The sequence below is a fragment of the Pseudomonas cucumis genome (assembly GCF_030687935.1).
GTDB lineage: Bacteria > Pseudomonadota > Gammaproteobacteria > Pseudomonadales > Pseudomonadaceae > Aquipseudomonas > Aquipseudomonas cucumis.
In genome coordinates this window covers 2,335,271-2,358,354 of the sequence record NZ_CP117454.1, presented here as the reverse complement: position 1 = coordinate 2,358,354, position 23,084 = coordinate 2,335,271, and the positions used below count along the sequence as shown (strand labels likewise).

Genomic DNA, 23,084 nt, shown 5'->3' with positions numbered 1-23,084 from the left:
AAGATTTGATACTAAGGGACCAGGAATGGAACAGCAGAACGAATAAAACTGACCAATTGAACAGCCAATTCATGCGCATTGCCACCTTTGGAGCATGTCATTTATAGGTGTTGCACGCCATATACCGAACCTCATCACATCATTGGAAGAAGCGCCCAAACCAGACAGAGCCTATTGACGAATAAGGGCGATTTTCAAAGATATTCAGCACATGGCAGGGCATTTTCAATACATGTTTACGGATAGGAGGCACTTGCCCTGAGGGCCTATTGTTATTATTAGTCAGGATTCTCCCGGCTTCTTATCCCGCAAGGTCCTATTGTGGTTGGACATTCAAGGCTAAATAACAGCAGGTCATAAATAGTTAATGTAACTATAGTCCTTTATTCATCCTTCATTCTCCATTCAACACCGCACGCAAGCGCGGGTTGCGCGAGTCTTTTTCCGATAGTTGAGGCGACTCCAACGGCCAGGCAATGTCCAGCTCCGGATCATTCCAGAGCAAACCACCCTCGTCCTCGGGGTAATAAAAATCGGTGCATTTGTATTGAAAATCGGCGACATCACTGAGCACACAGAAACCGTGGGCATAACCCGGCGGCACCCATAGCTGAAGATGGTTGTCGGCGGTCAACTTGACGCCCACATGTTCACCACAGGTGGGCGATTGGGGATTGATGTCCACAACTACGTCGTACACCGCACCTTGGGTGACCCGCACCAACTTGCCCTGTGGCCGGGTCCGCTGGAAGTGCAAACCACGTAACACGCCATATTGCGAGCGCGAGTGATTGTCCTGGACGAAAGGCAACTCGATGCCGGCATCGCGATAACGCTGCTGGTGATAGCTCTCGAGAAAGAACCCGCGGGCATCGCCGAAGATTTTAGGCTCGATGATCAGTACACCAGGCAACCGGGTGTTGATGACATTCATTTCACAGGCTCCGTTGTCAGCACCCGTGCCAGGTATTGGCCGTAACCGGTTTTGTATAGCGCGGTGGCTTGTTTATCCAATTGCGCAGCCGACAACCAACCCTGGTGGTAAGCCACCTCTTCCAGGCAAGCCACTTTCAAGCCCTGCCGCGCTTCGATGGTCTGGACGAAATGCCCGGCCTCCATCAATGAGTCATGGGTCCCGGTGTCCAGCCAGGCAAAACCACGCCCGAGCACGCTGACATGCAGGTCCCCGCGCTCCAGGTAGGCGTTGTTCACGTCAGTGATTTCAAGCTCGCCGCGGATCGAAGGTTTGACTTGCTTTGCAATGCGCACCACGTCTTTGTCGTAGAAATACAAGCCAGTGACGGCATAGTCGGACTTCGGATGTTTAGGCTTCTCTTCGATTGAGATCGCCTTGCCGTTATCGTCGAACTCGACAACGCCAAAACGCTCCGGGTCGCTGACTCGATAACCGAAGACGGTGGCACCGGTCTGTCGTTGTGACGCTTCGCGCAACAAGGCGCTGAAGCCATAACCGTAAAAGATGTTGTCGCCCAGAATCAGCGCCACATTACTGTCGCCGATAAAATCCTCGCCAATCAGAAAGGCCTGGGCCAGGCCATCGGGAGAAGGTTGTTCGGCATAACTGAGTTCAATGCCGAAAGAAGAGCCATCACCCAACAGGTTCTGGAAGTTGGGCAAGTCCTGCGGCGTGGAAATAATCAATATCTCGCGAATGCCCGCCAGCATTAATACCGACAGCGGATAATAAATCATCGGCTTGTCGTAGACCGGCAGCAGCTGTTTGGATACACCACGGGTAATAGGATGCAAGCGAGTGCCGGAGCCTCCCGCCAGAATGATGCCTTTCATGTGGGGATTCCCCTCGGATTAATAGAGGCAGGGTTTGAATATTTCAGCCGGTCTGGCCAAGACGCTCGGGCCGGTACTGACCGTTAAGGACGCGTTGCCACCACCCTTGATGGTCCAGATACCACTGAACCGTTTTGCGTATGCCGCTCTCAAAAGTTTCCTGGGGGCGCCAACCGAGTTCACGCTCGATCTTGCCCGCATCGATGGCGTAACGAAGATCATGCCCCGGCCGATCCTTGACGAACGTAATCAGATCGCGATAACACTCGACACCGGCTGGCTTGTTGGGCGCCAACTCTTCGAGTAGATCACACAAGGTTTCCACGACCTCAAGATTGGTTTTCTCGTTATGGCCGCCGATGTTGTAGGTTTCGCCGACCTTGCCCCGGCACACGACCTCGCATAAGGCACGCGCATGATCTTCTACAAACAGCCAGTCGCGAATCTGTAAGCCGTCGCCGTAGACTGGAAGAGGCCGCCCGTGGATGGCATTCAGAATCACATGGGGAATCAACTTCTCGGGGAAGTGATAAGGACCGTAATTATTCGAACAATTGGTCACCAGCACCGGTAGACCATAAGTGCGTTGCCAGGCTCGAACCAGATGATCCGAGCAGGCCTTGGACGCCGAATAGGGTGAGCTTGGCGCATAAGGCGTGGTTTCGCTGAACAGGCTATCGGTCCCTTCCAGGTCGCCATAAACCTCATCGGTAGAGATATGGTGAAAGCGAAACGCCCACTTCACTTCTGCCGAGAGTCCATTCCAATAACGCCGTGCGGCCTCGAGTAAGGTATAGGTCCCGACAATATTGGTCTGGATAAAGTCTGCAGGGCCGTCGATAGAACGATCGACATGCGACTCGGCGGCCAAGTGCATCACCGCATCCGGTTGAAACGTCGCGAATACTTGATCCAGCGCTTGGGCGTCACAGATATCAACGTTAAAAAAGTGATAGCGCGGTGACTCGGCAACGCCGGCCAAAGATTCCAGATTGCCGGCGTACGTTAACTTATCGACGTTCGCCACTTTATATTGAGTATCTTCAATCAGGTGCCTGACGACGGCAGAACCAATAAAGCCGGCTCCGCCGGTCAGCAGAATACGCATCGTCATCATCATCTCCTTGCCGACTGATGGGGATACCACTTCGCCAATAACTCTTCGTACTGAAGCAGGATCTGATTCCACGTAAAACGCTGATGAAAGCGTGTACGACTGGCCGTTTCCATCTGCTGTTGCGTCGAGTCATCCGTCAGCAGCTGAGTAAACAAGGCGCTACAAGCGGCTTCATCCTTGAAGTACGCGGCGCCACTTTCCGTTACCCAGCGATTGAATGGGTTGTCGTGGGCAATGACCGCGCAACCCGCGCCGAGCGCCTCGACCAACGATGGATTAGTTCCACCGACACGATGCCCATGCAGGTAAAACCGGCAGTAAAAGCGCAGCGCCTGCACGACGGAAGTCTCATAGATCGCTCCGGGAAAGATGACCTCGGCGCTGGCCGCGTCCATGACCTGTTTATGGTACGGATTATTATTCGGTTGAAAGTTACCCAGAACGACAAGCTTGTGATTGCGCAGTGTGGAACTGAATGCGCGGACCATTTCCAGAAACGAGTTTTCGGGCTCGGGCCGGGCAATGATCACTGAGAACTGGCCCGGTTCCAGGGCATAAGTTGCCAGTAACGTCGGATCAGCGCCGGTGACCTCATCCCCGCCATAAGGGATCATGGTGATCCTGGCCGCGGAAACCCGTGTCGCCAAGTGATCTTTGATCTTCGGGTGGTCGGCGACCAAATGACTGCCCATCCAGCAGCCGGCCCGTTCATTGAGCCAGAACCAAGTCTTGGCAATGGTCCCCCATTTGTCACGCCGCCACTCAATGCCATCCATGTTAATGATGTTGGTCTGGCCTTTGAGCCTTTGCAGCAAACTGAACACGGCGGTGTTGTAACCCAGGGTCAGAAACAACCCCTGTTGCGCTGCCGCATGACGCGTGGCTTTCCAGTCAAAAACAACAGTCCCCAGCGCACCCGCCTGGGTCACAGGGATATGAATTCTGTTGACTTCGTTCCAAGTGCTATAAGTTATTTCTCCGAGGCCCTCTTCCTGGCAGTAGACATACACCTGCCAGCCGTGCGCCGTTAAATAAAGCGATAGCTTTTCCGCAAAGGTTTCAAAACCACCGTGTTCAGCCGGGACACCTCTTATGCCAAGGATATAAAGTTTTTTAGGTGTCATGTTGCATCTCGTTAAATAATGTTGAGAACTTGCTTTCGAACACTTCCAGGCTGAAGTCTCGAGTACGGGATAACGCATTATCAGACAGCGTCTTGTATTTCTTCGGATCCAGCGAGATCCTGCTCACTGCACTATAAAGTTCTTCTATGTCGTACGAAGAAATCAAATAACCTTCGATATCACTGCGTACTAACTCGGTGGGGCCACCTACGGGAGGAACGATCACCGGCAAGCCATGGGACATCCCTTCGAGAATGGTCAAACCGAATGTTTCAATCCAGCCATCAGGTCGGGAAAGATTCAGAAGCAAATCAGCTCGAGAATAAAAGCCCGACAGGTCCGTTTGGCGAGGATAAATTGCCACATTGCCCGGAATGTCGATGCTTGCAAAAAAACTATCGATTTCACTCAGGCTGGCGTTGAGTACCAGAGTGAAGCTCAGGTGCTTGTCATCCTTGCTGCGCTGCGCCAGTGCCAGGAATTCCATAACTCCCTTGTAGGCCTTCAAGGAACAGATCATCAAAGAAGTGAAACCGGTCTCTTCCTTTACTCGATACTGCTTTTCAACCTCGGACTCCAGCGCATTATGAATAATAACTTGGGGGAGTTTGGTAAAACCTTCCTCCTGCATCAGGTAGTTTGAGACGAAGACCACCTTCGTACTAGTCTTCTCAATGACCAGCCGGAGAAACCGCTTCAGAATATTGGGTTTTATCGATGTTTCATGCACATGATAATAAACCGGTATCCTTAACAGTTTACCCGCCAGCGCCGCCCCAAAGGGCATCATGGTATTGACATAAAACACCACATTCTGCCGTCTGTATTTCAGGCACTGAACAAACAATAACCCTTGAGAGATCAGATAATAGCCAAGGGTTAGTAACTTATTTTCTGACCTTTTATAAAAAAGCCTGCTCTGCACATCGGCCACACCGGCCAAGAAGCCATCACCGTGAGCACTGGTGATCACCTCGGTGGGTATATTGTTATTGGCCGCCGCCTTCACCACTTGAGACAAGACTTTTGGGCTACCACTTCTGTCGTTGAACAGGTGAATGAAAACCAGCTTTTTTGAGTTCATGCTTAAGTTCTTTTAATGAGTGAGCGACTGAGTGTGGTGAATCGCTCGGTGAGCGCCAGGCACACCCAAAAAATGGCGATCGAATGTGCGGGAATAGTCTGACTCGAGAAAGTCACACCCATGAAAAACGCAACCAGAGCGCCCCCCACGTCAGAATCATCGCTATTTTCGGTAGACGCAGAGAGATATTCGAACTGACCAAAAGCAGTACAGCTAATATTATTGAACATCACGGCAATGCCAATAATGACTACCAGCACATACGCGGATTGATACTTGAGGATCTCAAGCTAGCGACACGCTGGTTCATCATGAAAATTCAATTGGCTTTTTTACTATTTTGCTTGCAAGGGCCCCATCGAGATAATTCCAGGTCGCCTGCCTCAGCGTCTCCAGTTGCTGATGACTGCGCGTGAAATCGATGGGTTTTACGACGACCGAGTTGACGTCACTCAAGCGGGTCACCAGACGATCAGTCAAACCGACTTTATCCAGAAGCCCTTTGATTCTGTTCAATCCGCTTTCCGGCAATGCGGTCACAAACGGAATACCGAAGTTCAAGGCAAAAGCGGTGCCATGGAATGAATTAGTGATCACGAAGGACGCATTGGCGAATAGCGAAACATAATCAACCGGACTGGCATCCATTATGTGCCGATCACTTTTGTAGCCCAGGAACGGGTCCTGATCGATCGCCACAACCCGCAGCCCTAAAACGGTCCTTATTCTGTTGATGGTCTCCCGGATCAGCGCATCTTTCTTCAGGGTATAAACAAGAATGTATTTATTAGCGGTGCCTGGCGCCTGACTGGAAAGCTGCAGGCTCTGCATCCATTCCTGCTTGTTAAGCATCAAGGTAGGATCCAGGGTATGATCGACTTTTTGGTTACCCAGCATTCTGCGCAGGTTTCGCGCCGTGTCCTCTTCCCGCACGGAAATGCTGTCAAAGGTCGACAATGCCTTTCTGACCTTGAGCTCTTCCTCGTCGGAATAATGGTAAGAACCCGCGCTGGATGAAAACGAAATCTTCTTTTTCGCTCGGGAAAACGCCAACATATAGTTCAAATCCAGCTCACCCGTAATCATCGGGTTCCATATCTGGTCGCTGCCACACACCACACAATCAAAGTCACTGGACAAGGTTTGAAGCGCTTGCAAATCCTGGCACGCGGGCGTCAATTTGTAGTGAACCCGCATAAACTCTCTGAACTTCGCGATCAACCTTCTGCGAGGAATGATTCGAAAGAAGTCCTTACCGGCTCTGAAAATACTGCGGGGGTTACTATTGACCCGAATCAGTTTTAACGTGCTTTCCAACTCTTTACTTTTGTAGTCAATGATGTTGACGTCGCCATATCTCGATAGCACGTTCTGGCTGGCAAGCGCCTGTAGTGTTCCGCCGTAACTGTTGGCGTGGTGTATGGTAATCAATGCAATTTTCAAGGTGCTGAATCCTTTGCGACTAAGGGTGAGTACTTACTGACCGGGCAACCTGGTATACACTTAACTAATAGGGCGACATGACGAAGCACAGACCGTGTTTTGGGGAAACGAAGCCCGCAAGTCGGTGGTGATAATCAGCAGATTTTTTATTTTGTGACCAAAACCCCGGTTGTGTCTGTACAGGCTTAAGGTGATTTCATGGCCACCTCCAGGGCTCTGTTTAACGCTTCGGCGCTTACTTTCGCGTCGGAGAATTCCCGAAGCGAATACCTGGACATGAAGAATTTTCTCTTATTTCCGCTTCAGCAAACTTCTTTAATACCGACTTTCGATGATCCTAAATAATTTAGGCATAGGGAGCAGCATCTGCTATCGGAGCTTTGTTCTTGAAAACCAACCGTTGAGCGCCATAAAAATATAACGACAATAGCAGTAGGTTGCTGACCACAGTCGCTACCGCGGCGCCACGCAGGTCAAAGCGAGGAATTAAGGCCAGGTTGAGCAATACATTGATTATCGCAACCATCGCCATGTATTTAACTTTTACTTTCATGTGTTCCTGGGTCACCAGTGTGGCGCCAGCACTGAAGGCCAGAAAAATGATCGGCGCCGACAGGGAAAGAATTTTCAAGATCGACGCAGCGTCTCGATAAGCCTCACCAAACAGCAGCGGCACTGCCCAGTCCGCACAGACCAGAATCACCAGCATGGCCAGCGTTCCAAGCAGCAGCATCAACCAGTTGCCCTTTCGGTATATCTGATAAAACATTTCTCGATCATGGTTCGCCCAACGATGCATCTTGGGCAGCAGGAACCGCTGATAAATCACACTCGGCAACAAATACACGGCGGTCATGATGGTGAACGCAACGCTGTAGATACCGGCGGCGCTATTACTTGAGAGATGTTTGAGCAAGATAATGTTGCTTTGAAAATAAATCAGGTAAGAGAACGCTGCGACACCGAACGGCCAACTGGCGCCGGCAACGCTTAACATGCTCGGTTTCACCGACAGGGCTTCGAATTCAGAGGTCAGTTCGTGGCCTTTCAGGGCCAACTTTCCACTTGTCATGTGCAATAACTGGGGAATGGCCAACAAAAAAAACACCACTGCAATCACCGAGAAAAATGTGGCGTAGTATTCCGCGGCTATCGGTGTGGCACTCATGACCGCCGTGACGAAGACCATTGAGCAACGAAGAAAATGCGGGAAAAACTGCCAAAGCGCTAGGTGCAAATATTTTTCTTCAAGCTGAAACTTGCTGCTCACCAGTTCTACCGACAGCTGTCCGAGTATGTACAGAGACAGGATCAACAACAGGTTCTGCGTTAACCGGTCATGACTGGAATAAAGCGCCCACACTACAATGGAGCAGATGAGAGATAAAGTACTTAACGCGATGAACTGGAATGAAGGTTTCAACCAGCGTTTCGCCGCCCAACCCTCTTGGCCAAAAGCCTTGAGCCAATACTGCGATATCCCGAAGCCCGCCAGGGGGGCGAGGAGCGTGATGGTGGTGAGTGACGACGAAAAAGCACCGAAATCGTTGCTTCCCAACTTTCTCGCCAGGAATACCTGAGTGAGAAAGGCGAACCCGGCTCCCGCCAGGGAACCGACCCAGAGGAGCGATATAGCCTTGAACGCTGTGGTTTTATTCATTGACCTGTCATTCTCAATCACGCTACCGCCCCAGGATTTTTCGTCATCTTCCTCAGGACGTGGTGTTTCCATGAAATATCGGTTTGATCATGCCTATTGGCTAATGATCCGGCGCAGCAACAGACGATAAAAACTCAAGAACAACAGCAACGCCATCAAACATCTGAACTTATGACGCGACCTTATTCAACACTCATCAACTTTTGTCAGAGGCGTAGGCATAGTGGTAGTAACCATAATCACTGTAGCCATATTTATTGGAGGCTTTTTTCTCCACGCCATTGAAAATCGCACCTTTAATGGCCACGCCATTCTGGGAGAACCGGCGGACCGTCAACTCGATTTCTTTCGCCGGGTTCAGACCATAGCGCGCCACGATCAGGTTGGTCCCGGACAAACGCCCGACGATTGCCGCGTCTGTCACCGCCAGTAGTGGCGGCGTATCGAGAATTACCAGATCGTAGAGCTCACTCGCCTGCTCCAATAGCGCGCTGAAATTGGCGTGCATCAGTAACTCGGAAGGATTGGGCGGGATTTGGCCTCGACTGACAAAATCGAAGTTGTCGATTTGGGTCTTATGGATAGCGGTGGTTACATCGCAGCGCCGGGCCAGGATATCGGAGAGCCCGTTGTCCGAAGAAACACCCAATACTTTGTGCAGGTAGCCCTTGCGCATGTCGACGTCAATCAGCAATACCCGCAACCCGGTTTGTGCTATCACCACTCCGAGGTTGGCCGACACAAACGTTTTACCCACCTGAGGGCTGGGCCCGGAAATCATCAGGCGGTTGTTGTCAGACTCGTGCATGGCGAAGTGCAGACTGGTCCGTAAACTGCGCAACGCCTCGACTGCCAGGTCGGTGGGATGACTGACAGCCAACAAAGTAGAACCTGTACCGGGACGTCCTCTTCCGCGGGAGACTTTGTCTTCTTCGGTTTTCTGCAGAGTGCTGTAAGGAATCGACGCGTAGACCGGCAACCCAAGTTGCTCAATGGCTTCCGGGCTTTCCAGCCCCCGGTTCAGCGCCTTGCGTACCAGCACCAAGGCCACCGCCAGGAACCCGCCAAGAAGGGTGGCGATCAATACAATCAAGGCTTTTTTCGGTTTGACCGGTTTGAGAAAATTAACGTCCGCGGTGTCGATCAGACGCACGTTACCGACGGTGCCCGCGCGCATTACATCCAGCTCCTGAGACTTGTTCAGCAGTTGGGTATAAATGGCCGTACCGACTTCTACATCCCGGGTAAGGCTCAGCAGCTCTTGCTGGGTGGAGGGAAGGCTCTCCACCTTGGACGCCAAACTTTTCTGCTTGCTGCTCAACTCACCAATCTGGGTCAACAATGCACGATAGGCGGGATGTTGGCGGGTGAACTTGCGGTCCATCTCGGCTTGCTGCAACTTCAACTCGGAGATGCTGGTATCAAGCCCGACAATCTGATCGAGAATGGCTTTGGTTTCGAGCGTGATGTCCACGGACTTGCTGCGTGTCTGGTATTCATTCAAGGCATTCCCGGCTTTTTCCAGGTCCTTCTTGACCACCGGAAGTTGCTCTTTTAGAAACGCCAGGCTCTGCGCTGCCTCAGCTGAAGTGCGCTCTACGTTTTGTCGCACATAAATAGCGGCAATTTCATTGAGTATTTTAATGGCTTGGTTCGGATCTGTACTTTCTAGCGCCAAACCGATCATGCCCGACTCTTTTCCGCGCTCGGCAACACCCAAATCCTCTTGATAGTCGAGGATGCTGGTCAGGCGAGAATTTCGGATGATTCTGAAGCGGGTTCCAGGATTGGCGTGCATTTCCTCTATCTGAAACGCAACGCCATTTTGTTCAAAAAGTTGTCCCGCCTGGCTGGCTGCCAATAGGTTGTCGTCTTCGTCCACCAGGGTGTAATGACCATTTTCACCCGCGGTCAGGGTCAACTTCTTGCCCAGTTGTGAGTCGGGAAGATCCAGTTTAAATATCTTCAGCGACTCCCCTCCCCACGCGAAACTGTTCAACCCCAACAAGGGGTCGGCTATTTCACCGGGATTATTATTCTGGAATCGACGCGCGAGGAACTCACCGACCACCGGAAAGTAATTTGGCTGTATGACAATATCAAGTTTCAAGTTGTCGACGGTTTTGCCAATCACGGAGCGGGACTGGATCAGCTCGATCTCGGTGGCCGAAGGAGACTCCTTGCCCAGCATGCTGCCGATATCGGAGAAACCCAACAAATCGTTCTTTTTCGCTTCGACCTGCAACAGCGCATTCGCCTGGTATACCGGGGTCGCAAGCACCGCGTACGCGACCCCAGCCACCATGAAGGCACCGGTAACCGCGGCAATCAGCCATTTATGGTCGATGAGTGTTCCAAACAAGCCGAGAAGATCAATCTCGTCATTGTCGTCGTCCCGCACGTTAACTACCGGTGCTTGCTGCATAAGTCGGATTCTTTGCCTGTATTACGATTCAAAAAGGAGTGGCCATCAGCGCGCCAGGCGCTGTGCCCATGCGAGTACGGCTTCTTCGATCAACGCATAAGCGTGCACAAAAGCAGGTTTGCCTTGACGGTAGGGGTCGCTGATTTCGCGATCGTCTTGCCATTTGCCCAACAGCAACACTTTGCCTCGCGCTTCAGGGGCAATGTTGAGTACCCCGCTGACATGCCGTCGCTCCATCACCAGAATCAAGTCCGCCTCGCTGACGGCTTGAGACGTGAGTTGAACGGCCTCATGCCCATCGGGCAGATGACCATGTTCCTTGAGTACGGCGTGTGCCGTCGGCTCGATGGGTTTGCCCGCCAAGGCAGCGAGGCCAGCCGAGCTGACCTCGATATCGGAATGAACGAGTGCCCCGCGTAGCAGATACTCCGCGGTGGGACTGCGGCAAATATTGCCGACGCAGACAATCAAAACCCTTTTAAGCAAGATAACATTCCCCGTCTTGTCAACAGTGGCGGTGACATAGCACTTGCCGAACATAAGAGCTTTAAACTACGAATGAATCCGGGTATGTATAACCCCAGTAACTGCAGCTGGAACTTTCAAACCATCAGTGCGTATTTATTACCATGACGTTCGAACAGCCCCCAACTTTTTCTTCAGACAAAAAATAACATTTCACTCTTTGAGCACTGAAAATAACAGTTCGAGAATTTATCCAGACAATTTCTAACAATTGTCGTTTTCCCGCGATCGTTCAATCTAAATTACACCGAAATAGCGAGTGGCTAATATATAGCCGTTCCGTCAGTACATTGCCAGGGCGTCGGACATTCGGTTAGAAGTTGGGTAAGAGATGCCTTGGGCAATAACTTTGTTTACAGCGAGTTGCGTCAGGAGCATGCAGTGAAACAACCAGGCATGCTCGCCGGCCAACCGACCGCCCGATTTTCTCTGCCCCCGCCTTGCGCGAAACATGGCGTACGGGCCTTTCGCTGCCCATGCAGCGTTGCCAACATTTTCTCGAGTGATCGAGCCATTTAGAGCCCGCACTCTTCAGCGTTGCCAGTTCCGACAACCAGTCGAACCTTTCCTACTGCCATTAGCCATTCCACCTGTCTACTTTCAAGGACGCTTTCATGATTCGTAAATGCCTATTCCCCGCTGCCGGCTATGGGACCCGCTTTTTGCCCGCCACGAAGGCCATGCCGAAGGAGATGCTGCCGATCGTCAATAAGCCGCTGATCCAGTACGCCGTCGAGGAAGCGCGCGACGCCGGTCTGCAACATATGGCCATCGTCACCGGCCGGGGCAAGCGAGCGCTGGAGGATCATTTCGATGTCAGCTTCGAGCTCGAACACCAGATTCGCGGCACTGATAAGGAGCGATTCCTGGAAGGCACTCGTGAGCTGATCGATACCTGTACTTTTTCCTATACCCGCCAAGTAGAAATGAAGGGCCTGGGTCACGCCATTCTCAGCGGTCGTTCGTTGATCGGTGATGAGCCATTCGCCGTGGTGCTGGCCGATGACCTGTGCCTGAACCTTGAGGGCGATGGCGTGCTGGCGCAAATGCTCAAGCTCTACGAGCAATTCCGCTGCTCGATCGTGGCGATCCAGGAAGTGCCGCGTGAGCAGACTCAAAAGTACGGAGTGATTGCCGGCGAACTGATTCGCGAGGGTATTTACCGGGTTAACAGCATGGTCGAAAAGCCCCGCCCGGAAGACGCCCCGTCCAACCTGGCCATTATCGGCCGGTACATTCTGACCCCCGACATCTTCGACCTGATCGCTGACACCGAACCTGGCAAGGGCGGTGAAATCCAGATTACCGACGCGTTGATGAAACAGGCCCAGGACGGCTGCGTTCTGGCTTATCAATTCAAGGGCCGACGCTTCGATTGCGGCGGCGCCGAAGGTTACATCGAAGCTACCAATTTCTGCTTCGAGCACTTGCATCAAAACACCTTGTGACGGTGCTGAACCCTGACAATCGTGTGCGTTATCGAATTGATTTTTTGGTCTTTATTACCCTATGGACGAAGCCTCTATGAAGACATTGAGCGGTTTCAAGGCAGATGACAGTCGCCGCCCGTATGGCGCTGACCTTAAAAACAACCTCGCGTACCTCATCGTGCGCGCCTATGCGTCGGAGCTGATCTTTCCCCGCGCGCAGAAACCGCCGGTGCTGCTGGTGGAGCGCATCGGTGCCTTCCCCTCTTCCGGGGAAATCCGCCGTCAGGTCAAGGATGGTCCGGCGTTACTGGCGAGCATCAGGCAGCGCTACGCCGCCGACGCCCTCGACATCGACGAGAGCGATGGACTGAACCTGGTCTTTGCCGACTGGCGTCTCAGCTTGCGTCTTCTGAACGATGATGGCGTGACGTGCCTGACCGTGGAAAGTCGCGGCGACAGCTCGCTCATGCAGCACAAAACCGCCGAACTGCTGAAGCAGATCGACGCGCAGGAGGCATTTACATGAACGCGATTGCAGAGCACGCCGCCAAAGCCTGGTATCTGCTTCAGTGCAAGCCCAAACAGGATGAACGCGCCGAAGAGCATTTACAGCGCCAGGGCTACGCCTGTTTTCGCTCGACCTACCGGCGTGAGCGCGTTTTGCGCGGACAGCGTCGAGTGATCAGCGAGTCGTTGTTTCCGGGCTATCTGTTTATTCAACTGAGCCTTCAGGACAGTTGGGGCCCGCTGCGCTCGACCCGTGGCGTTTCGCGAGTTGTCGGGTTCGGCGGTCAGCCACTGCCGATCCGCGATGCGCTGATCGACGAGCTCCAGGAGCGAGACAGCCAGGCGATTGTGACAACGTTGTTGAGGCACGGAGATACGGTGCGCATCACTGAAGGCCCGTTCTCCGATCTCGAGGCGGTATTCCTGGCCATGGACGGCGAGGAACGAGTGCTGCTGATGATGAATTTCCTGCAGCGTGAACAGCAGATCAGCCTGCCATTGGCGGGCGTTAACAAGATTTAGATCCACCATCACGTCCACATAAAAACGCCGCTCAACAAGCGGCGTTTTTATGTGCGCAGAAAAACCTACGCCCCCTCTGGGAGATGATTCCAGTCGATCCAACCCAAAAACCATGTCGCCAGAATCAGCAAACCGAACGCAATCCGGTACCAGGCAAACACTGCATAACTATGATTGGCGATGAACTTGAGCAAACCGCGCACGGCAATCATCGCAAAGAGGAACGCGGCTACAAACCCCAGGGCAAACACCGGCAAGTCGGCGGACTGGAACAGGTCGCGGTACTTGTAGCCCGAGTACACCGCGGCCCCCACCATCGTCGGCATCGCCAGGAAGAACGAAAACTCGGTAGCCGTCTTGCGTGACAGGCCAAACAGCAACCCGCCGATAATCGTCGATCCCGAGCGCGAAGTGCCGGGGATCATCGCCAGGCACTGTGCACAACCGACTTTCAAGGCATCGGTCCAGCGCATTTCGTCAACGTGATCGATAACCACCACATGCTCACGTTGTTCGGCCCACAACATGATGACTCCACCGATCACCAGCGCCACGGCTACGGTGATCGGGTTGAAAAGATACTCATGGATTTTGTCGGCGAACATCACACCCAGAACAACCGCGGGCAAGAAACCGATCAACAAATTCAGAGTGAAACGCTGCGCATTACGCTGGGTAGGCAAACCGGTAGTGATCTCCAGAATCTTGCGACGAAACTCCCAGACGACCGCCAGAATGGCCCCCAACTGAATGATGATATTGAACGCCATGGCTCGCTCACCGCCGAAGTCGAGCAAGTCCGCGGCAATAATCTGGTGTCCGGTACTGGAGATGGGCAAAAACTCTGTGAGCCCTTCAACCAACCCTAGAATCGATACCTGCGTGGTGGTCCAGAAGTCCATTAAATCCCCCGTTAAACCCTCTCGGCCGAGAGGTCTGTTGATGATGCCGAGCAGTTTATTTCTGATCGCGATTAAACCCGTCGGACCAACGGAGGATTAAAGCGCACTCTCTGCCTGGTTGAGCTAAACGTTATAAAACGTCCATGTCACGTCGCGATCCTGCAAATAATCTACGCCGTTAGCTACCGGCCAAGGCTCGAGCAGTACGTCCAGCAGTCCGGTCATTTGTCGGTAGCGAGTGCTGTCTTACCGATCGTCGCCATAATAAGCATCAATGTCTGCTCCAAGTGTGTCGTCGCCTTGGCAGCGGTGGAGCAACATTTTTCAGGCCTGTCATACCGGGCCAGATCCTGCTGCGGTACGCGCTCTGAGGTTGTGCTTTGCGCAAGGAGTGACGCATTGATGAGGCCCGGATGGAAACCCGAAACTAAAATTGTTTACAGAATTGATACTTGTGTATCACGAGCGCAGCGGTACTTCATGCGCGCGCTTGGAGGTGTAGTCGAACAACACCACTTTTCGGCCGGGCGGCCCACTGTCCTGCACCCACATCTTGGATTCGTAGGTCGGATCTCGAGTTGCCATATGACTATATAGTTAATAAATAATGCGTTGAGCTAGCGAGATCGGGAGGCGGGAAGCGGCGCGAAAGCGGCAGCTTCAACCGCTACTCCCGTAAAGGCGCCATTTTCAAGATCAGAGTCGTTGTTAATTATGAAGAATGTAGGCTTTTTTTAACATTCGTGCGCCTTTGCATGTGCTGCCCATATGATGTAGCTAGCAGACCATGAGTCGACGCAATCGAGCAACGAAGCGTCGGATTTCTAGCTTAATGGTTTGGTTCTAAAAGCCAAAGGGGATTATTTAGCATAATGATTGAGTGAGCGTCTTGTAATTTGAGTTTAAATAGTCGAGCGCAGATGAAATTATTGCTCGATACTGGACTTCATGTAAATCATCAAAATAAACATTCACTTTAACAAATGCTAATTCGGAAAAAAAATGAACGCGGAAAAATCGATCAAAAAAATCCAAGATAGAGACGTCCATTCAATGGATCAGGAACTGTCTGACGTGAGAACGTTCTTGACCCAAGAAGAAATTTGGTTCAAAGAAAATTACGATATAAAATATGATACATATTTTAAGTCTGGCGGATCAGTAAAGCTTTTCATTTGCCCTCAAACACGGGGGAAGATGAAGCAGATAATTGAGAAATTAATTAAAAGCAATATCACATACAAAGTAATTGGATTTACCTCAAATGTACTATTTTTCGATCAAATCGAGTATTCCGTAATTCTGTCAACGAAAAACCTGACCTGTATAACCAAGAATGACGATATAGTTGAGGTAGACAGTGGCTATTCTTTGCAGGACTTCGTTCGCGTTGCTGTACTTGAAGAAGCAAACGGATTTGAGGGATTAGAAGGAATCCCTGGAAGTATCGGCGGCGGAGTATGCATGAATGCGGGGGCATACGGATATGCAATATCTCAGAACATCATATCGGTAGATTGCATAGATGAAACTGGAAAAGCAATAACACTAACCAAAGAAGAATGTGGTTTTAGTCATCGGAAATCACTATTTCAGAGTCGTGATCTTATAATTCTTTGCGCCCGTTTTAAATTCCTTAAGGGAAACGCGAAAAAAATCGCGGACAATATCGAGACTTTCCATATTGCTCGCCACTCGTATCAAGAGTTTGTATATCCTAATCTGGGAAGCATGTTTTCTATAAGCGGCGACCCCTATGGAGCACTGCTTAAGCATGAAGGAAGAGTGGAGAAAGTAATTTATTATATATTCAAATTACTATACAAAAACCCAGTGGCAAAATTTATCAATAGAAAGAAGCCTAGAAATACGGCAATGAATAATTTGTTTCTTGATAGATTCAAACACACCCAGTACACACCTTCCAATAAAAGCTTAAACATACTAATTAACGACGGAAAAACTCCAGTTGAATCGCACCTCAAATATATTATGGAATTTGAGAAACGGCTGGGCGATCGATTCAGCATAGAAAATGAAATGATTATTGGGCCTGCGTATCGCGTAGATAATGGATTTAAGTCTAATCACGAAAAAATAATTAGTTACCTATCATCAAAAGCTAAATTTAATCACAAATAGCTGCATGGTAAAAACAGAAGTTGCCAGGGTGGATAGGCAAGGGGCGCCAGAGAGATCCGACCCAGTGTTTATTGTATGAATATATCAAGAAAGCCTGTACATCATATAACTACAGCATTGTGATGGCGACAGGACTAAAATGAGTTAAAGGCCGGGCCATTCAAGTCCGGCTTCATTCTATGCAGACAGACACTGATATCCTGATTTGATATTTTTGCTATGAATACCATCAAGCAATTCTTTACTCAAACAAACTAAGAAAGCTCAGAACAAAAGCTAAACGTGTCGCCTATCCGCCAATTAGAGCACTGCGACAACTATAATAACATCTATCTATTTTAGGTATTTCTGGACTCCTTCCAGATATTTAAATTTATGTTGTTTTGTTGGCTCTATATATGACCCCTCCCCATACTCATTCCAGCAGCAAATAACAACTGAGTTTAGTGTTTTATTGGGATATCTATTTAAAATGGCCTTGGCCTTTTGTAAGTGCTCATAAAACTTCTCTGGTGTACTTACGGAATTGTCATGGTTTGGATCGACGCTGCCACCCCAAGGGGATCGATCCCAACCTGAAGTTAATGGCAAGATGTAGGGAATATTACTGTTTTTGATAATCCACTTCCATGATTGAGCATAACCCGCGGCAAGATCCGGATAGCTAATAGATAGCTTCCTGGTAGATTTTTTTTCAGCGAATCCGAGGTGGTAATTGTAAGCCGACAAGGCATCATATGTACTTTCTAAGTCTGAGAAGTCCAAAAATTTTTTATCTGCTGATGCCGAGCCTATAAAGTATATACCTTTGTATCCAGCTTTTACCGCTGCCACACGGGCGCGCTCAAGCAACTCTTTAGGTGTCGCACCAAACGTTTTCGCGTCAGCGCTCAGTCGATCGTGAGAAAATACAAAAACCACCGGTTTGCCATTGATTTTTTTGTACCGCTCGTTACCAAAATAATGGGTGATCCAGTAGTTTACGATTTCATCGAACTGCTGGTAACTTACTGGTGTACCGGAGTGGTTAGCCCAGAGCAAGGAGAACCCAATGGAGGATGAGTTCGAATTCTTTATAAACGAGTCAACAGCATAAGTTGTATCTTTTACCCCGCCATTTTTTTCCCAATACCAGTCATAAATTACATAATCAACTCCATATTCCTTCATCCATGCAGTATACGTTTTGGTATATGTGTCAGTTCCTTCCTTATACCACCCCAATAATGGTTCCCTGTCCGGGTAAGGTTTAATTTTAGCCCAAGAATCGATGTTCGGCTTGCTCCATCCAGGGTAGTAGAAAACACCTACGTCAGTCGCCCAAGCGCCCTTGACGAATAACGTCAAGCAAAAAGATATTGTCAGGGTGAAACACTTCATCACGAGCCCTATAAAAATAATTACTTATCAGAATCCTGACAAAATAATCAAGCCGGCACCACCTGCAAACGCAGACAAATACTAACATTTTTCATATTAAACCAAGAAAATAATGCAGGGCTCAAATGGGGTTTCTTGATGATGCTGCTGTAAATAATTAACTTTGTGATGCCCTATAGTCGATTTGCAACGACAGTTGAGCTTGGCACCCAAGTAACCAGTTGCTGAGCCATCTTTCGTGCCTTGATCAAAAGGCTAAGTATGAAGCAGTATCAATACGGATAGTCAAAAAATCTGTAAGGACTAACGATTGTTATTTTCCAGCATACGGTTTTTACAGCAAAGACTCGGCTAAAGCAGGGCGACTCACACACCTCTTCGTAAAATGTCATTTACAAAACCATCGCAGGAAGAGAATGGCCGATTTCAACATGGCGATGTTATTTTTAGTCGCATACGCGCGCTCGCGATAAGCGTGTTTTTATGCTAAAAAATGCAATGTATCTGAATTTTTTTATGCGAATTTATGTGATTCAACTGATGGTGGTTTTCCACTCCATTTCAAATCATGCTGAGGCAGATGGGGAGCGCGATGTCAAAGGTTATCGTTTAATGTACTGGATTTCGTGTCTTGCTTTTGATGAAAACCTTATCAGAAAGACGAGAGTTATGAACTTGTTCAAGCGAATAAAGTCCATGCGAACCTCCTCTTGGGGCTATCTTCATCATACCTTTGCAACTAATTCAGAAAGTGAAAAAGCAGGAGCATTATGACATCGTTACACACCTATGGCACCCCAACCTCAAGACTATCGGTTCGGTATGTGCTAGCGCTGATAATAGGCTTTACCGTAACTTTTAATAATGTAGAGTGGTCCTTTGGTGGCAACACCTTGACCCTGGAACGGATACTGTCCGTTCCACTTTTCCTAATCATTTGCGTGTTGTTAATTGGTTCAAAAATTCCTTTTAGACTTCCTAAAACCGGATTAATTCTTCTTGTATGGATCGCGTTAACGTTTTTTTCATCTGCAACTGGCCCCGTTCCTGCCTGGTCTCTAAAGATGTTCCTGGGACTTCTTTTTGCTATTAGCTTTTATTATATGACTATTGGACTTAGGGCTAACCCATTCACTATATTCAAGTCTAGAACGTTTTTATCCTTGGCATGGTTTTGTGGACCATTTCTTTCTATAATTTACGTGGCATCAGTGCTTCATTTACAACTCCCCGACATTGCATTACATTGGCTTCAAGAAGGGAGTGGTGGAACACGAATTAGAGGAGGTATAACTGAGGCTAATCTGTTTGGTGTATTTGTTTCCCTCATAACGCTGGCGGTGGTTGCGCTTGGGAAAACCAAGAAGGTTTGGTGGTGGATTCTGGTCTTGGGACTGCATACCTCTTTGCTATTTTCCTTTTCTCGAGCTCCATGGATTTCCTATATATTGTCTGTTGGGATTTATTATGCGCTAATTAAGCGAAGTCATTACAAGGCCAGAAGTTTCGTTTGGTACACGCTTGCGGCATTATTGCTGATTGGCCTTATAGTCGCAGCATCCTATTTCGTAATGGCCGAATTTGGCGACAATGAAATAATAGGCAGAACGCACTCTGTGAGAACAAGGTTTATCATGTGGGGGCTTGCTGCAGAGTCGATACTTAAGAATCCGTTCTTAGGGAATGGAATCTATAGCTTTAGCGAAATATATTCATTTGCTCCAGAATTAGTAGGTTCGGATAGCCATCGTAGCGCATGGATATCAAATTTACCTTTAGCGTTACTTCATGATACCGGTGTTTTTGGATTGCTGCTTTTCTTCTTTTTTATGATTTCGGTAATTCGACGTGGCTTTGTAGCTGTTCGTAAGACCGCAGTAAACAGGACGATTGATGTTTATCAATTAAAAATTGGTGCGGCACTTGTAGCATTCTTGATGGCAATGGTCTTTTCCAGCCAGTCTATTCCGGCACACTCCATTGCAATTTTTTGGGTCTGTATAGCACTTACTGAACGTTTTGCTACACTGAGTAATTCCTCGTCTTTAAAGGACTAGTATATGAAGCAAAGAAAATAATTTTCTTTCATCTTTTTAATGATCGAAGAACAACGCTTCGGCGGCCGGGACACTCGTTGAGCGCTCCAGCAGCTATTTGATGCTGATGAGAATGAATGACGCTACGGCGACATCTGCAGTCGAAGGGTTCAGCGCGGCGCTCAATGGCATGCCCTTGCCGCTCGTAAAAGCATGTCACTCCGCTGATGAGCTTGCGACATTAGGCTCTTGGTTCAATTCAATAACCGTGTTGCACTCAGCTCCTGCAACCGCCCCCTCTCGGCTGATAGGTCTGTTAATGATGCCGAGTCCTGATCGCGATTAAACCTGTCGGACCAGCGGAGGATTAAGGCGCACTCTCCCCCCTTGACCCAAACGTTATAAAACGTTCATGTCGTAGCGCCAGATCCGATCTCTGCAAATGACCTACGCTCTAACCTGCATAGCCAAAACCCGAGCACTGCGCCCAGCGGAACGGAAGGGCATGATTTCGGCAGTATCGCCAATTTCGCTGCCGCGCTGGGCATCGGCCTCTGGGTCAGGCTGGGCGTGAGCGCCTTGCTCACGCTCCAGCCCCGGCCATTGCCTTCGAAAAGGCTGATGACCAGACGCAATCCGAAAACGAAATTGTTTGTAGGACCGCTACTTGTGTATCGCGAATCTATAGATGCCACTCATCGTCGGATCGTTGACGTTTTGACTTTGGGCGCGCGCAATGTCCTACCCAAAAATGATCGCCCAAGAGAACATTCCACATGGCAAAGATCATAGTGCTCGCCGGTGACTTCCCGCAGGGCGACGGGGAATATCACCTTGGAACCATCACCCTCAAAACGTCCCTCAAACCCCGGCTTGGAACCAGCTTCCCGGTCTCGGAGTTTAAAGATCTGACCATTCAGAACACTGATTCCAACAAGAATATTAAGTCCGCCATAGGCCTGGGGCTCGCGGGTGCCATGTTGCTCGGTCCCGTCGGAGCCATCGCCGGCTATCTGCTTGCCGGCAAAAACACCGAGGTGACCTTTATGGCCACATTGAAGGACGGTGCAAAGCTGCTCGCGGCGACCGATAGTGACACCTACCGGGATATCTCGGCACGCGCCCTGAAAAAATCCCGAACCGGCCGCCGAGGGCCCCTTTCCAGCTCACTTAACAACGGATCCATTCATTGATCCGCTTGCCCGGCGACTGCGAGAATGTTGCAGGGCACCCGATACAGCACATGCTCCGTGGTACTGCCCACCCACTTCTCCAGCCCCTTGCGATGCGCATTGCCCATGACGATAACGTCGGCCCGGTGATGCGCAGCGAAGTCAGCCAGCGCTTTACCGGGCGGCCCTGCAACGAAGTGTTGCCGTTCGGTGGGCACGCCGTAGTGATCGGCCAATGTGATGAATGACTTGTGCAAAGACTTACGCACGTCGCTGTTGAAGCCGGGCATCGTCACTGCACCCGCGCCCGCATCGGATATATGCGTCTGCGATAAATCGTAGGCATACAGCAGATGCATTTCTGCATTGCACTGCATTGCCAATTCGTTCGCAGCCTGGATGATCAGGTCGTTGATTCCGGTGATCTGAGTCTCTGGATGCGACGGATCGACTGCCGCCACGATCACGCGCGGAAGTGGGCAACTGACTTCGCTGACCAGATGGACAGGCACCGGACATTCACGCAGCAGATGCCAATCCAGAGGCGTGATGAAAACGCGTTTGAGCGCCGACTCATGCTGCACGTCCTTGATGACCAGATCCGCCTGCGTTGTTGTCACGTGTTGCAGGATCTCTTGCAGTGCGTCGCGTGTGAAAAGCACCTCGGTGCTCAGGTTGATCCCGCGCCCACGGATCAGATCGGCTTCATCCTTGAGCCATTTTTCGTTCTCTTGCTGACAAGCCTCACGAAACCGCGCACTGGCGTGGATCAAACCCAGGATGTTTAAATCTTCGATGAACACCGTGATATGCAGCGCTGCGCCCGTGGCTTCGGCAAGGGCGACGGCCCGCTGCAGCGCCGGCGTGTGACGCATGGTGGGGCCGGCTATTAGAAAGAGTCGTTGATATTGGCTCATGTCACACCTCCAAACGTTCTGGGATATCTGCTAGCCCCCAGCCTCTCGTCTGTCGCGCCGCCAGCGATCTGCTATCGCCTCAATGACCTGGATCGACACAATCAATATACGCCTGGATTCAACTAACCAGCCAGGATGTGGATCATCGTACCCAACACGATGATCCACATCCTGGCGGCTAATTGATTGACGACGCGAAGTTACTTCTTCGCATATTTCGCGCCATGCGGATCGTTAAGCTTCACCTGCATCAGCTCCCACTCACGCTGAATGATCGAGTAAGGGATAAAGATGCTGACTCGCTCAGCCCCCTTTAACCCAGGGTGAAAACTCACATCATTAAGGGTGGTGGAGAAAAAGCCGACATTGATACCGACAATGCTGCCGTCATTACCGATGACGGGACCACCCGACATCCCCTTTATCATCGGGGCATCATGGATGGCATAGCGTTCACCGCTGCCTTCATCGCTATTGATGAAAGGCGCCGGGTACACTTTGCCTTGCCCGGTGACGGTCGTCATGTAGGGGCTCGCCCCCACGGCAGTGATGTGTTCACCCACACGCGGTGCGCGCCATGACGGGTAGCGACCGTCGGCCTTGTGCTGGATGAAAACAAGGTCGCAGCCAGTGCTGCAGCTGTATTCCACGTTACGGATGAGGGGGGTGTGGCGAGTGGTGACGGCGTAGTCTTCGTTCCATTGCACGGCCGAGGCCATGTACAGATAGGGCAAGGGAAAGCCCGAGAAGACAGAAAAGTATGAATCATTGGCAGGCCCCGACAAGTCGGGTTTTACCATACCGTTGCATCCTGCAAGAACAGCTCCTGTTAAAAAGTAGGCCATGATTTTAATCATGATTATCACCGACTTATAAGGAGGATTTGTTT

General features: G+C 50.3%; 19 protein-coding genes and 1 pseudogene. 7 read left to right on the top strand and 13 right to left on the bottom strand.

Features of this window, described 5'->3' with window-relative positions:
- Positions 1-394: 394 nt before the first annotated feature.
- The 9 genes from rfbC to PSH97_RS10760 form a co-directional block, all read right to left on the bottom strand.
- Positions 395-934, bottom strand: a complete 540-nt coding sequence (gene rfbC / locus PSH97_RS10800) for a dTDP-4-dehydrorhamnose 3,5-epimerase (RefSeq protein ID WP_305449154.1) — start codon at positions 932-934, stop codon at positions 395-397.
- Positions 931-1,809, bottom strand: a complete 879-nt coding sequence (rfbA, locus tag PSH97_RS10795; RefSeq protein WP_305449153.1) for a glucose-1-phosphate thymidylyltransferase RfbA — start codon at positions 1,807-1,809, stop codon at positions 931-933. The genes rfbC and rfbA overlap by 4 nt, the downstream gene beginning before the upstream one ends.
- Before the next feature lie 43 nt (positions 1,810-1,852).
- Complete coding sequence (gene rfbB, locus PSH97_RS10790) at positions 1,853-2,923, bottom strand: dTDP-glucose 4,6-dehydratase (RefSeq protein WP_305449152.1); 1,071 nt, start codon at positions 2,921-2,923, stop codon at positions 1,853-1,855.
- Between the two features lie 2 nt (positions 2,924-2,925).
- Positions 2,926-4,050 (bottom strand): DUF1972 domain-containing protein, encoded by a 1,125-nt coding sequence (locus PSH97_RS10785; RefSeq protein ID WP_305449151.1) that lies wholly within the window; start codon positions 4,048-4,050, stop codon positions 2,926-2,928.
- A complete protein-coding gene (locus PSH97_RS10780; protein ID WP_305449150.1) occupies positions 4,040-5,134 on the bottom strand; it encodes a glycosyltransferase family 4 protein in 1,095 nt (364 codons plus the stop codon). The genes PSH97_RS10785 and PSH97_RS10780 overlap by 11 nt, the downstream gene beginning before the upstream one ends.
- A 309-nt stretch (positions 5,135-5,443) precedes the next feature.
- On the bottom strand, positions 5,444-6,577 hold the full coding sequence (locus tag PSH97_RS10775) for a polysaccharide pyruvyl transferase family protein (protein ID WP_305449149.1): 1,134 nt from the start codon (positions 6,575-6,577) through the stop codon (positions 5,444-5,446).
- A 346-nt stretch (positions 6,578-6,923) separates the two neighbouring features.
- On the bottom strand, positions 6,924-8,309 hold the full coding sequence (locus tag PSH97_RS10770; RefSeq protein ID WP_305449148.1) for a flippase: 1,386 nt from the start codon (positions 8,307-8,309) through the stop codon (positions 6,924-6,926).
- 124 nt (positions 8,310-8,433) lie between these two features.
- Positions 8,434-10,662, bottom strand: coding sequence for a polysaccharide biosynthesis tyrosine autokinase (locus PSH97_RS10765; protein ID WP_305449147.1), 2,229 nt, complete (start codon positions 10,660-10,662; stop codon positions 8,434-8,436).
- A 45-nt stretch (positions 10,663-10,707) separates the two neighbouring features.
- Positions 10,708-11,148 (bottom strand): low molecular weight protein-tyrosine-phosphatase, encoded by a 441-nt coding sequence (locus tag PSH97_RS10760; protein ID WP_238542604.1) that lies wholly within the window; start codon positions 11,146-11,148, stop codon positions 10,708-10,710.
- Positions 11,149-11,801: 653 nt separating this feature from the next.
- On the opposite strand from PSH97_RS10760, the gene galU reads away from it, so the two are divergent.
- From galU to rfaH, 3 genes are all read left to right on the top strand, one after another.
- Positions 11,802-12,635, top strand: coding sequence for a UTP--glucose-1-phosphate uridylyltransferase GalU (gene galU, locus PSH97_RS10755; protein ID WP_305449146.1), 834 nt, complete (start codon positions 11,802-11,804; stop codon positions 12,633-12,635).
- Positions 12,636-12,711: 76 nt separating this feature from the next.
- Positions 12,712-13,143 carry a phosphohexomutase domain-containing protein gene (locus PSH97_RS10750; RefSeq protein WP_305449145.1) on the top strand — a complete coding sequence of 144 codons (432 nt, stop codon included), beginning with the start codon at positions 12,712-12,714 and terminating at the stop codon, positions 13,141-13,143.
- Positions 13,140-13,646 carry a transcription/translation regulatory transformer protein RfaH gene (gene rfaH, locus PSH97_RS10745; RefSeq protein WP_305449144.1) on the top strand — a complete coding sequence of 169 codons (507 nt, stop codon included), beginning with the start codon at positions 13,140-13,142 and terminating at the stop codon, positions 13,644-13,646. The genes PSH97_RS10750 and rfaH overlap by 4 nt, the downstream gene beginning before the upstream one ends.
- Positions 13,647-13,711: 65 nt before the next feature.
- Here the strand turns inward: rfaH and PSH97_RS10740 are convergent, their stop codons facing one another.
- Entirely contained in the window at positions 13,712-14,548 is an 837-nt protein-coding gene (locus tag PSH97_RS10740; RefSeq protein WP_305449143.1) for an undecaprenyl-diphosphate phosphatase, read from the bottom strand.
- Between the two features lie 1,002 nt (positions 14,549-15,550).
- Between PSH97_RS10740 and PSH97_RS10735 the strand changes: the two genes are divergently transcribed.
- Positions 15,551-16,690: a UDP-N-acetylmuramate dehydrogenase gene (locus tag PSH97_RS10735; RefSeq protein WP_305449142.1), complete on the top strand. Its 1,140-nt coding sequence runs from the start codon at positions 15,551-15,553 to the stop codon at positions 16,688-16,690.
- Between the two features lie 333 nt (positions 16,691-17,023).
- On the opposite strand, the gene PSH97_RS10730 is transcribed toward PSH97_RS10735, so the two are convergent.
- Complete coding sequence (locus tag PSH97_RS10730; RefSeq protein WP_305449141.1) at positions 17,024-18,070, bottom strand: glycoside hydrolase family 99-like domain-containing protein; 1,047 nt, start codon at positions 18,068-18,070, stop codon at positions 17,024-17,026.
- 770 nt (positions 18,071-18,840) lie between these two features.
- Between PSH97_RS10730 and PSH97_RS10725 the strand changes: the two genes are divergently transcribed.
- From PSH97_RS10725 to PSH97_RS10715, 3 genes and pseudogenes are all read left to right on the top strand, one after another.
- Positions 18,841-20,127, top strand: coding sequence for an O-antigen ligase family protein (locus tag PSH97_RS10725; protein WP_305449140.1), 1,287 nt, complete (start codon positions 18,841-18,843; stop codon positions 20,125-20,127).
- A gap of 46 nt (positions 20,128-20,173) precedes the next feature.
- A pseudogene (locus tag PSH97_RS10720) lies at positions 20,174-20,320 on the top strand (IS30 family transposase); the annotation flags it as partial.
- 562 nt (positions 20,321-20,882) lie between these two features.
- Positions 20,883-21,299 carry a hypothetical protein gene (locus PSH97_RS10715; RefSeq protein WP_305449139.1) on the top strand — a complete coding sequence of 139 codons (417 nt, stop codon included), beginning with the start codon at positions 20,883-20,885 and terminating at the stop codon, positions 21,297-21,299.
- Here the strand turns inward: PSH97_RS10715 and PSH97_RS10710 are convergent.
- A complete protein-coding gene (locus PSH97_RS10710; RefSeq protein ID WP_305449138.1) occupies positions 21,293-22,195 on the bottom strand; it encodes a universal stress protein in 903 nt (300 codons plus the stop codon). The genes PSH97_RS10715 and PSH97_RS10710 overlap by 7 nt on opposite strands.
- 200 nt (positions 22,196-22,395) lie before the next feature.
- Positions 22,396-22,995: a serine protease family protein gene (locus tag PSH97_RS10705; protein ID WP_305449777.1), complete on the bottom strand. Its 600-nt coding sequence runs from the start codon at positions 22,993-22,995 to the stop codon at positions 22,396-22,398.
- Between the last annotated feature and the right edge of the window lie 89 nt (positions 22,996-23,084).